Source organism: Mycobacterium sp. (genome assembly GCF_035570115.1).
GTDB lineage: Bacteria > Actinomycetota > Actinomycetes > Mycobacteriales > Mycobacteriaceae > Mycobacterium.
Genome location: NZ_DATMLH010000056.1, coordinates 1 through 10,766, shown reverse-complemented (window position 1 = coordinate 10,766; position 10,766 = coordinate 1). Strand labels below are relative to the sequence as shown.

Annotated in this window: 11 protein-coding genes; 9 read left to right on the top strand and 2 right to left on the bottom strand. The window is 64.2% G+C overall.

Features of this window, described 5'->3' with window-relative positions; translation table 11 throughout:
- The first annotated feature begins 187 nt into the window (after positions 1 to 187).
- The 3 genes from VNW74_RS04190 (at position 188) to VNW74_RS04180 (ending at position 3,490) form a co-directional block, all read left to right on the top strand.
- Entirely contained in the window at positions 188 to 1,051 is an 864-nt protein-coding gene (locus tag VNW74_RS04190; protein ID WP_325675347.1) for a VOC family protein, read from the top strand.
- Positions 1,052 to 1,214: 163 nt separating this feature from the next.
- Positions 1,215 to 2,417 carry a cytochrome P450 gene (locus VNW74_RS04185; RefSeq protein ID WP_325675346.1) on the top strand — a complete coding sequence of 401 codons (1,203 nt, stop codon included), beginning with the start codon at positions 1,215 to 1,217 and terminating at the stop codon, positions 2,415 to 2,417.
- A 290-nt stretch (positions 2,418 to 2,707) separates the two neighbouring features.
- Positions 2,708 to 3,490 carry an SDR family NAD(P)-dependent oxidoreductase gene (locus tag VNW74_RS04180; RefSeq protein WP_325675345.1) on the top strand — a complete coding sequence of 261 codons (783 nt, stop codon included), beginning with the start codon at positions 2,708 to 2,710 and terminating at the stop codon, positions 3,488 to 3,490.
- A gap of 335 nt (positions 3,491 to 3,825) precedes the next feature.
- Here the strand turns inward: VNW74_RS04180 and VNW74_RS04175 are convergent, their stop codons facing one another.
- The gene (locus VNW74_RS04175) at positions 3,826 to 4,035 is read right to left on the bottom strand and encodes a hypothetical protein (RefSeq protein WP_325675344.1); all 210 of its coding nucleotides are present in this window, start codon (positions 4,033 to 4,035) and stop codon (positions 3,826 to 3,828) included.
- Positions 4,036 to 4,267: 232 nt separating this feature from the next.
- Here VNW74_RS04175 and VNW74_RS04170 point away from each other — a divergent pair, with 232 nt between their 5' ends.
- The 5 genes from VNW74_RS04170 to VNW74_RS04150 all read left to right on the top strand — a co-directional run bounded on the left by VNW74_RS04170 (position 4,268) and on the right by VNW74_RS04150 (position 8,282).
- Positions 4,268 to 5,221, top strand: a complete 954-nt coding sequence (locus VNW74_RS04170) for a cytochrome P450 (protein ID WP_325675343.1) — start codon at positions 4,268 to 4,270, stop codon at positions 5,219 to 5,221.
- On the top strand, positions 5,218 to 6,087 hold the full coding sequence (locus VNW74_RS04165) for an SDR family NAD(P)-dependent oxidoreductase (RefSeq protein ID WP_325675342.1): 870 nt from the start codon (positions 5,218 to 5,220) through the stop codon (positions 6,085 to 6,087). The genes VNW74_RS04170 and VNW74_RS04165 overlap by 4 nt, the downstream gene beginning before the upstream one ends.
- A 188-nt stretch (positions 6,088 to 6,275) precedes the next feature.
- Positions 6,276 to 6,719 (top strand): nuclear transport factor 2 family protein, encoded by a 444-nt coding sequence (locus tag VNW74_RS04160; protein WP_325675341.1) that lies wholly within the window; start codon positions 6,276 to 6,278, stop codon positions 6,717 to 6,719.
- A gap of 18 nt (positions 6,720 to 6,737) precedes the next feature.
- Positions 6,738 to 7,196, top strand: a complete 459-nt coding sequence (locus VNW74_RS04155; RefSeq protein ID WP_325675340.1) for a nuclear transport factor 2 family protein — start codon at positions 6,738 to 6,740, stop codon at positions 7,194 to 7,196.
- A gap of 126 nt (positions 7,197 to 7,322) precedes the next feature.
- Positions 7,323 to 8,282, top strand: a complete 960-nt coding sequence (locus VNW74_RS04150; RefSeq protein ID WP_325675339.1) for an amidohydrolase family protein — start codon at positions 7,323 to 7,325, stop codon at positions 8,280 to 8,282.
- Positions 8,283 to 8,776: 494 nt separating this feature from the next.
- Here VNW74_RS04150 and VNW74_RS04145 read toward each other — a convergent pair whose 3' ends face one another.
- Positions 8,777 to 10,255, bottom strand: coding sequence for an aldehyde dehydrogenase (locus tag VNW74_RS04145; RefSeq protein WP_325675338.1), 1,479 nt, complete (start codon positions 10,253 to 10,255; stop codon positions 8,777 to 8,779).
- 199 nt (positions 10,256 to 10,454) lie between these two features.
- Here VNW74_RS04145 and VNW74_RS04140 point away from each other — a divergent pair.
- A partial coding sequence (locus VNW74_RS04140) for a Rieske 2Fe-2S domain-containing protein (RefSeq protein WP_325675337.1) occupies positions 10,455 to 10,766 on the top strand: 312 nt, incomplete at its 3' end.

The following is a 10,766-nucleotide window of genomic DNA, read 5'->3' as shown; positions in this document are numbered from 1 at the left end:
CCCGGCTGCTGGAGTCGGTACGCCGCAACGAGAACGGGGAGCCCCCGATCGGCGTGGACCGCGAGGACCACACGACCATCAGGTCGGTCAACGACACGACGATCGGCAGCGACCGGGCGTGGCGGCCACTAGTCGCCGAGGTCCCTGCAACCTCGCGGGTCACCGCATAACAGGAGAGGAGTGGCAGGTGACTGTTGTCCAGGGATTTGGCTACCTCGCGATCGGCGTCGCCAACCTGCGCGAGGCGGTGGAGTTCTACTCGCGTTTCGTCCGGCTGGATGTCACCGAAGTCATCGGTTCCACCGCGTTCATGACCGGCGGGCTCGACCACCACTGGCTGCGGCTAGAGGAAGGCAACGGGCAGGGTGTCAAGCGCATTGGCTACACAGCTGTCGACGAGGACGCCCTCGCCGGGGTGCGCGCTGACCTGAAGGACTGGGGCATCGAGTACACCGAGGGTGGCGATCTCGCGAACGAGCGGGTAGAGCGGTGGCTGCGGTTCGTCGACCCCGGCGGCGCACCGATCGAGCTGTTCACCGGCATGGTGGAACGCGGCGTCGCCCCGGTACCCAGCGGGCTCGGCATCGAGACGTTTCTGCACGGGGCGTGGGGCACCCCCAACTTCGACGAGGTCACCCGGTTCTACCGGGAAGTGCTGGGGTTCAAGGTCTCCGATCGGATCAGCGACCGTGTCGCGTTCTACCGGGCGGGTAATCGGTACCACCATTCGCTTGCGCTGCTACGCACGCCGACGTTCGGATTTAACCACTTCTGCATCCAGGTCGCGTCGCTCGACGACGTGATGCGCTTCCGCAGCAACGCGATGCGCCACAACGTCCCGCTCCGCGACGACATCCTCAAGCACGCCCCCTCGGGATCTGTCGGGGTGTACATGAAGGACGAGGCCCGCGGATTCGCCGTCGAGTTCTGCGTCGACCATCCGCAGATCGACGACGAAACCCACCAGGCGCGCATCCTGCCGGCCGCGCCCGAGTCCCGCGATGTCTGGCAGTCGCTCCTGCCGGAGCCCTCAGCCGTTGCGCTCCTCTGATGAGACCGCCTCTGCGCTGCCGTCCCACCCTAGGTGATGGGGCGCCGCCCTAATCGATGATGCGCAGTGCCGCCGTCGTCGCGGTGGACTAACGCCCCCTGCTGGTTGCGACCATTGATCCTGCGATATCGGCAATGAAGCCATTTGCAAAGGAGAAAACGACATGAGCGTCGATCTGGCTGACCCGAAGAGCTTTCAGGATGCAGTTCCCCACGCGGAGTTCGAACGGCTCCGCAACGAGGCCCCGGTGCATTGGACACCGACCCAATTCGGCACCGCGACAGGTGGATTCTGGTCGCTGACACGATATGCCGACGTCGCGGCCGCCACCCGCGATACGCAGACCTTCTCGAGCAGTCTCGGAATCTGTTACCCCGTCAACTACGACGAACCTCCGCTGATGGTCGACAACGTCAACTACGCCGACCCGCCTCGGCACGGGGAGCTCCGTGCGCACATCAGCTCCGCGTTCGCCGCCCGGGTGGTAGCGGGTTTCGAGGGCTGGATCACCGAGCAGGTCCGCATCATCCTCGATGGGCTCGACGGCCGCGGCGAGTGCGACCTGGTGCCGCTGGTTGCGGTGGAACTGCCCGCGCGGGTGATCTGCTCGGTGATGGGTGTCCCGGAGGACAAGCGGACGCAGGTCGTCACGTGGATCGAGAAGTCGTTCGCGCGTTTGCGCCCCGATGGCGGTCAGGAGGTCGCGCGGGCGGCCACCGAGGCCATGCTGAACTTTGCAGTCGAGCTGCGCGACGCCAACGAGGACATCCTCGCCGACGACACCATGCTCGGCGAGCTCGCCAGGGCCGAACGCAACGGCACGAAGTTCACCGATTCGGAATTCATGCAGATGTTCATGACCCTGTTGGTCGGCGGGTTCGAGAGCACCGCCACGCTCATCGCGCAGAGCCTGCGGCTGCTGCTCGAGGACCCCGAGATCGCGGCGCAGGCCCGCAACGCCCACGAGCACAACCAGATTCGTCAACTCGTCGACGAGTTCCTCCGCTACATCACGCCCGTACAGCACATGGCCCGGCACGCGACCAAGGACATCGAGTTGCACGGCCAGACCATCCGCAAGGGCGACATGGTGCTGCTGTGGTACGCGTCGGCGAACCGCGACTCAGAGATCTTCGAGAACCCGCACCATTTCGACGCATTCCGCAAGCCCAACCGCCACCAGGCCTTCGGGGCCATTGGTGGTCCACACTTCTGCATCGGCGCCAACCTTGCCCGGCTCGAAGTGCAGATCCTGCTGCGGGAGATGTTTTCCCGAGACATCAAGATCACCCGGAACGGGACACCGAACCGCGGCGTATCCGTGTTCGTCAACCAGCTGGATTCCCTGCCGGTGGTCTGCGAGTGACGGGTCCGAGGCATGCACGGTCGTGGAGCGGCCTCGGCGTCGTCGTCACGACGACAATATGAACGACACAGCCGAGGGCCTTCCGCAACGCCTACGTCTTCTCTTGCTGGTTCGTGAACGGTCAAATCGCCGAGTTCTGCGAGTTTACCGACACCGATTACTCGTATGGCCGATTCGACGAAGTCGCCGCCGGTCAGACGTCAGCTGATCACTAATTCAATAGCGGTCAGACAGGTGGGCATCAAAAAACATTGGCGAGCCGCTTGGGGCTCAGAAAGAAGGTTACTCACATGGTCGATCTCAATGGCAAGGTCGCCATCGTCACCGGCTCGGCATCCGGAATTGGGCGCGCTACCGCGACTACTCTGGCGGCCGCCGGCGCGGCGGTCGTCGTCGCTGACCTGAACCTCGAAGGCGCACGAGCCACCGCTGACGCGATCGTCGCCGCCGGGGGCCGGGCTGTCCCCGTGAAGGTCGACATCAGCGACGAGTCCCAGGTCGAGGCGATGACCAAATTGGCCGTGTCGGAGTACGGCCGGCTGGACGTCGTTCACGCCAACGCCGGGGCAACCGCGCCCGAGTTCATGCTCAACGACACGGGTATCGCCGATATCGACCCAGCCGTCTTCGCACGAATCCTCGCCGTCAATGTCATCGGCACCGCCCTGACCGCTAAGCACGGCGCGGCCCAGCTGGCCCGCGACGGGGGAGGCGTGATCATCTTTACGACCTCGCAGAAGTCCGAGATCGGCGAACGACTCCACTCGATGTACGCGGCCTCGAAGGCCGCGATCGAATCCATTGTGCGCCACACTGCGGCGCAGTTCGGTTCCGCCGGCATCCGCGCCGTCAGCGTTTCCCCGGGCGTGATCCTGACCGAAGGTGCCCGTGCGGGCGTGTCAGAAGAACACATTGCCGAGCTGATCGGCCACAATCTGGTGCCGCGAGTCGGTGCCCCAGAGGACGTCGCGAACGCCGTGGCTTTCCTCGCCTCCAACGACGCGGGCTACATCACCGGGATCTCCATCCCCATCGATGGTGGCATGCTCCGGCACTTGCCCGACCTCGCGTAACTGCGCGTCGACGACGCTCCCGGGCCGAGGTGTAGTGATCATGAGGCTCGCGCCACTACCGCGCTGGTCTGTTCATTGAGCCGACAGCGCTAGTCGATTTCGAACCATATTCCCGGAGCGCTCAAGAAGAGATCGTCTGAAGGGTGCGTTGACGGTGGGCTTGCCTCTGTCTTCCATGGAAGGCTTGATTCGACTATTCCGCGGAAGTATACTTTTGTGGAAGTAATGACTGTGACGGAAGTAACAATGTTGTCGAGCGCCACACCCCCGGGTTCGGGACGGTGCCGACCGGAAGGACGTGTCTGACGTGCTGTCCGAGGCCGAGAATCGGCTACTCACGGGGGTGGGTCGAGAGACCCGGTGGGCCGCTTGATGCGGCGCTTCTGGCTGCCGATCTGCTTGGGCCGCAACGACACGACGATCGGCAGCGCCCAGGCGTGGAGGCCGCTGTTCGCCGATGCCCAAGCACCGTCGCGCCATTGATGCCCTGCGATATCGGCAACGAAACCTTTTGCAAAGGAGAACAGCGACGTGCGCGTGGGCATGAGCGTGGATCTGTCTGAATCGAAGAACTTTCAGGACGCCGTTCCCCACGCGGAGTTCGAACGGCTCCGCAACGAGGCCCCGGTGCATTGGACACCGACGTCAATCGGCACCTCGTCCGGAGGATTCTGGTCGCTGACACGATATGCGGACGTCGCGGCCGCCTCCCGCGATACGGAGACGTTCACGAATACCCTCGGAATGCGCTACCCCTGCAACTACGAGGAAGTTCGGATGATGGGCGACAACATCATCTTCAACGACGAGCCTCGGCACGGGGAGCTCCGTCAGATCATCGGCACCGCGTTCGCCCCCCGGGTGGTAGCGCGTTTCGAGGGCTGGATCACCGAGCGCGTCCGCATCATCCTCGATGGGCTCGACGGCCGCGGGGAGTGCGACCTGGTGCCGCTCGTTGCGGTGGAACTGCCCGCACAGGTGATCTGCTCGGTGATGGGCGTCCCGGACGACAAGCGGACGCAGGTCGTCGAATGGATCGCCACGTCGTTCGAGCTTTCGCATCCCGACGCGTGCACTGCGGCGCTCGGGGCCCTCATGAACTTTGCGCGCGAGCTGCGCGACGCGAGCGAGGACATCCTCGCCGACGACACCATGCTCGGCGAGCTCGCAAGGGCCGAACGCGACGGCATGAAGATCACCGATTCGGAATTCATGCAGACGTTCATGTCCCTGCTGACCGCCGGGTTCCAGGGCACCCACACGCTCATCGCGCAGAGCTGGCGCCTGCTGCTCGAGGACCCCGAGATCGCGGCGCAGGCTCGCATCGCCCACGAGAACAACCAGATTGGTCAGCTCGTCGAGGAGTTCCTCCGCTACATCACGCCCGTACAGCACATGGTCCGGCATGCGACCAAGGACATCAAGTTGCGCGGCGAGACTATCCGCAAGGGCGACATGGTGCTGCTGTGGTATGTGTCGGCGAACCGCGACGCCGAGGTCTTCCAGAACCCACACGACTTCGACGCATTCCGCACGCCAAACCGGCACCAGAGCTTCGGCCTTGGCGGTCCGCACTTCTGTATCGGCGCCCACCTCGCCCGGCTCGAAGTACAGATCCTCCTGCGGGAGCTACTTTCCCGGAACAGCAAGATCACCCAGGACGGGGCGCCGAAGCGAGGCGAGTCGGTGTTCATCAACGAGCTGGTTTCCTTGCCGGTGGTGTGCGGGTGACGGGCCCGAGGCAACCACCGTCCTGGAGCGGCCTCGGCGTCGTCGTCACCGGGGGCGCGGCAGGTATCGGCCTTTCCCTCGGCCGCGTGGCTGCGGCGCGTGGCGCCGCGGTCGTGCTGGCCGACATCGAGAAGGGAGTTGCCGAGAAGGCGGCAGCGAGCCTGCGCGCCGACGGTGGTGATGTCCGCGCCGCATACTGCGATGTCACCGACTACGGGTCGGTCGAGGCCACATTCGCCGAGGCCGCTGAGCGGCTCGGTGGGATCAACGTGCTGTGTGCCAACGCCGGCGTCGGCAGCCTAGGAAGCATCGACGAGCTCACAGTGTCGGAGTTCTCCTGGATCATGCAGGTGAACCTGTTCGGGGTGTTCCACGCAATCCGCGCCGCGGTTCCCCATCTCAAATTGCGGGTGAGCACGGGGCAACGAGCACATGTGCTCGTCACCGGCTCGGAGAACTCCCTCGGACTGCCCCAGAACGTTCCTGCGGCGACCGCTTACCAGACGTCCAAGACCGCTTTGCTTGGCCTGACCGACTGTGTGCGGCGCGACCTCGCGCCCGCCAGCATCGGGGTCACGCTGTTGTGCCCGAGCCACGTGGCCACCGAAGTCTGGAACGCGCGACGCAACCGGCCTGACGATTTCGGCGGCCCCGAGCAGGGTGATCCAGCCGTGCGCGAGGAGATGCACCGCATTGGCCAGGATCCCGATGAGGTCGCCGCGCTGGCGCTCGACGGGGTGGACGCGAACGCAGCGATCGTGGCGACCCGATCGGTCAGCAACGCCTGCGCTGAGGTGCGCGCGCGCCAGGTCCGCGACGCGTTCGATCGGCTGGCCGCATTGCAGCAAGAGCCGGCAGAACAGTAACCGTGAAAAATAGTATTTCGACTAGTTTGCTGAAGGCGGGCATCGTCTGGATAAATGGCGCTGGAAATCATTTCACAGGATGGCTATTCGGCGGATTCAAGCCGTCCGGAAATGGTCGCCAACGTCGGCGTCCTTTGCCTCAACTCGATTCGGGCACAGCCGACTCAACATAGAAAGAAGGTAGCGCGATGACCGTCCATCACAATGTCCAGCTACTGCGCAATTTCTTCGTAGCCAACGGACGAGGGGATAAGGAGGCCCTAGCCGAATATTTCACTACCGATGCGCGCTGGTGGGCACCGGTCTCGGCAGAGCAGCGTGGTTTAGTTAGACGCCCCCTCGAGGGACGCGCGGAGGTGCTCGAGTTGCTTACGACGTTTGTGACGCGCCTCTACGGACCGGAACGCACCTGGACCATTCAGCACGTCACCGCCGACACCGAGACCGGTGCCGCGCACGTCGAGCTGGTCACGACTCTGGCAGGCAGCGGCCAGCCTTACCGCAACACCTACGCCTTCTTCTACCGGTTCGTGAACGGTCAAATCGCCAGCGTGTGGGAGTTTACCGACACCGACTACGCGTACGGCCAATTCGAGGAAGCCATGGTTGGCCAGACGTCGGCTGACCACTAGTTCAAAGGGGACGTTCAGATGACTGATTCACAGCAGCGATCGACCGAGGACCGTCTCGACGAGATCGAGAGCAGGTTCGCCATCGCCGATCTGATGGCCCGCTACAGCGAGGGCTCCGACACGCCGGATCTCGAGATTTTCATGAGCGTCTGGCATGACGATGCCGAGTTTCTCCCGCCGGATGGCCAGCAATACCGTGGGAGCGCGGCGATCCGCGCTTCGCGGGATCCGGTTGGACGGATCTGGAAGCAGAGTAACCACTCGCCGGCGAACCACACCGTCCGCTTCGAGTCGAAGGACCGTGCCGTCGGCCGGGCCTATGTATCCGTCGTGTGTGAAGACTGGGACGGCCGGGTGAGCTTCGCCGGTGGGACTTACCACGACGTGTACGAGCGTCGCGAGGGTGAGTGGAAGTTTGCGCGCCGCGTGATCGACACCCGATACCTCACCAAGCCGACCGACATTCGACTGCAGTAGTCCGCCAGCGATACGGGAGCGACCAGATCCCGGCCGAGGAGACCAGCGCTCAAATCCTGCCCGCTTGACCGCCGTGATGGGTGTTCCGGACCGTACTGGATCCCCGCCGGATGAGAGGCCCACCCGATGAGTAAACGCATCGATGTCCACACCCACGCGCTCTCCGATGCCGTGGTCGGTGCACTGCTGGAACGAGGCTTCAAGCTGACCGGTGGTTACCAGATTCCGGTGCGTTGGTCGCCGGACGCGGCACTTACGTATATGGATCGGCACGAGATCACCGCGCAGGTGGTGTCGATGCCGATGACGTTCGCGGGGTCTGACGATGATCCGGGGTACGGGACGCGGATGTGCCGGATGATAAACGACGGCAATGCCGAGCTGATAGCGAAGTATCCCGGACGGTTCGGGGCCTTCGCCAGCTTGCCGGCCGACGGGCCGGAGGAGGCTTTGGCCGAAATTGCCTACGCGCTGGACGAGTTGGGTCTTGATGGTGTGTTGCTGACGTCGAACGTGGCCGGCCGCTATTTCGGGGATCCGTTTCTCGAGCCGGTGCTCGCGGAGCTGGAGCGTCGGCGGGTGCCGGTGTTCGTGCACCCAGTGGACTCGCCGTGTGTCGAGGTGCTGGGGTTCGGTCGTCCGTCCTCGATCGTGGAGTTCCTGTTCGACACCGCCCGTAACATCACCAACGGTCTCTACACCGGGCTGTTCCAACGGCATCCGAACCTGCGACTGATCTTGGCCCACTGCGGTGGTGCCCTGCCCACGTTGGCGTGGCGGGTCGGGGAGCACACCACGATGGGCCGCGGGCCACAGGACGCCGATATCGACCCGACCCATGTCGCCACCGTGTTACGCGGCCTGTACTACGAGACCGCGCTGGCCGGCAGCCGCAACTCGCTGCTACCCACGTTGGAGGTCACCACCGCCGATCACATCTTGTTCGGCACCGACTGGCCCGCGGCGCCGGAAGCTACCGTCATCCACAACATCGCCAATCTCACCAGTTTCGATGGGTTCACTCCCGAACAACTACGCGCCGTCGAGCGCGGCAACGCGCTAAAGCTGTTCCCACGCTTGGGATAATCGCCGGCGAGTGCGCGGACGACGTTATCGGACGACCGCGAAGAACACCTGATTCAGTGCACCTTCTGCGATTCGTGGCGGCTGTCACAAGACTGGCTACACTCCTGACGTGGCCGAGTTTGCGGAGCTGTCGGCCCTTCAACTCGAAACGGGCAGTTGTGATTTCGCGATCACAGCGCGCGTCGTTGCATGAGGAGGTCCTCGGCCTTCCGAAGTCTGAAAGTCGCGACGCCTTCGGAAACCGAAGGCCGTGACAGATGAAGTACCCCAGCATCTCGTTCCCGGCCACGATCGTCCACGAGCGCGCGATCAATCCCTCAGTGATCGCGCGTCGGCCTTTGGGGGGCGCCATCCGCCTCGGCGTTGGACAGCTCGCACGTATCCCGGGTCAACGCCGTGATCGGTTCACCCGATCTCAGCCACGCAACGATTTGCCACCGGATCGTCGTGGGATGTCCCTCTGCAGATCACACAGCGGGTGCAGAGGTTCACTATCAGCCGTTCAGCAGCGCGCCGCTAGCGTAAATGGACTTGTACTCCAGAAAGGTGTTCAGACCTTCCGGGCCGAGCTCGCGGCCAAGCCCGCTGTCCTTCATTCCGCCAAACGGAGCGCCGAGATCCATGGTGTAGTAATTGATTCCGATGGAGCCGGTGCGGATACGGCGGGCGATGTCGATGCCCCTGGACTCATCGGTCGTCCACACCGAGCCGCTGAGGCCGTAATCGCTGTCGTTGGCGATGTGAACGGCGTCGTCGTCGTCGTCAAACGGGATGACTGCCATCACCGGACCGAAGACCTCTTCCCTGGCGAGCCGGTCGCTGTTCTTGACATCGGCGAACACTGTCGGCTGCACGAACCAGCCGCGATCGAGCCCTTCGGGACGGCCACCGCCACACACCAGGCGGGCGTCACTCTTCCGTGCGATGTCGATGTAGCCGAGCACCTTGTCCTGTTGACGTTCACTAGCCATCGGACCGATCGTCACAGACGGATCGAGCGGGTCGCCCACCGTCTGATCGGCGCACCAGCCGGCCAGTGCACTGACGACCTCGTCATACCGGGACCGCGGTGCGAGAATCCGCGACTGCACGGTGCACGTCTGGGCATTGTTCATGAAGCAGGCCGCCCCGACACCGCCGAGAAAGGTGTCGATGTCGAAGTCGTCGAGTAGGATCGCCGCCGACTTACCGCCCAGCTCGAGGGTCATCCGGCGGATCAGCCGACCGCACTCGGCACCGATAACCCGGCCGCTGGCCGTCGACCCAGTGAACGCGATCTTGTCCACCCCGGGATGCGAAACCAGTGCCGCCCCCGCATCGCGGTCGGCGAGCACGATGTTGAGCACGCCCGGCGGCAGCCCGGCCTCCTTGGCGGCTTCGCCGATGACATAGGAGTCCAGCGCAGTCTCGGGGGAGGGCTTGAGCACCACGGTGCAACCAGCGGCCAATGCGGGCGCGATGTTGAGCAACGCGAGCGCCTGCGGGTAGTTCCACGGTGTGATCAGGCCCACCACGCCGACCGGTTCGCGCCGGACGATGGTCGAACCCATGGGGCTCGGCCGGACCTCCTCGAAGTCCGTCGAGGTTGCCATGTCGGCATACATCCGCAGCAGGCCGGCAGGGGCATCGACGTTGAAGGCGTTCGACAAGCCGATCGGCATGCCGTTCTCCCGGCTCACCAAGGTGCTCGTGAAGCTTCCGCGCGCGACAAGGGCATCGGCGAATCGATGCATGACCGCAGCGCGGTCGGCCGGCGTCGTCCGGCCCCACGGACCGTGGTCCAACGCTTCCCGCGCGGCGCGCACCGCGCCGTCGATGTCGTCGGCCGAGCCAAGGGCGGCGGTGCCGAGCAGCTCGCCGGTCGCCGCCTCTAACGCGCGGTGGGTTTCCGCGCCTTTCGGCGCAACCCATTCGTTGTTGACGAAGAAGTGCAGCCGGTCCAGGTCGGTTGCCTGGTCAACGATGGCGTTCATAGCGTTCCTTGTCGTGGCAGAGGGATTGGTGTCGAGAATAATCGGGGCCCCGGGTTGCGTTGACAGCGTTCCGGGCTTGACTCAGTATTCCATGGAAGCGTACTTTGATGGAAGCGCCAATTGTGATGGAAGTAACAACGTTGTCGAGCGCTGCAGCCTTGGGGTTCGTGGTGGCGTCGATGGAAGGACGTGTCTGGCTGTGCTTTCCGAGGACGAGAATCGGATTCTGACGCAGGTGGGTCGAGAGACTCCGATGGGCCGCATGATGCGGCGATTCTGGCTGCCGATTTGCACGACGGCGCAGGTCGGGGAACCCGATGGGCGCCCGCTGCGTACCTCGTTGCTCGGTGAGGGCTTGGTGGTGTTCCGCGACACCGCGGGCCGGGTTGGGGTTTTCGACGAGCACTGCATGCATCGCGGTGTGTCGCTGGCCTTGGGCCGCAACGAGCATGGTGGCCTGCGCTGTCTTTATCACGGCTGGAAGTTCGCGGTCGACGGGTCAGTCCTTGAG

Excerpts from the sequence above, each read along its gene's own strand:
- VNW74_RS04185 (WP_325675346.1), top strand. The coding sequence starts at position 1,215 with ATGAGCGTCGATCTGGCTGACCCGAAGAGCTTTCAGGATGCAGTTCCC.
- VNW74_RS04180 (WP_325675345.1), top strand. The coding sequence starts at position 2,708 with ATGGTCGATCTCAATGGCAAGGTCGCCATCGTCACCGGCTCGGCATCC.
- VNW74_RS04175 (WP_325675344.1), bottom strand. The coding sequence starts at position 4,035 with ATGCCCACGCGCACGTCGCTGTTCTCCTTTGCAAAAGGTTTCGTTGCC.
- VNW74_RS04170 (WP_325675343.1), top strand. The coding sequence starts at position 4,268 with ATGATGGGCGACAACATCATCTTCAACGACGAGCCTCGGCACGGGGAG.
- VNW74_RS04160 (WP_325675341.1), top strand. The coding sequence starts at position 6,276 with ATGACCGTCCATCACAATGTCCAGCTACTGCGCAATTTCTTCGTAGCC.
- VNW74_RS04155 (WP_325675340.1), top strand. The coding sequence starts at position 6,738 with ATGACTGATTCACAGCAGCGATCGACCGAGGACCGTCTCGACGAGATC.
- VNW74_RS04150 (WP_325675339.1), top strand. The coding sequence starts at position 7,323 with ATGAGTAAACGCATCGATGTCCACACCCACGCGCTCTCCGATGCCGTG.
- VNW74_RS04145 (WP_325675338.1), bottom strand. The coding sequence starts at position 10,255 with ATGAACGCCATCGTTGACCAGGCAACCGACCTGGACCGGCTGCACTTC.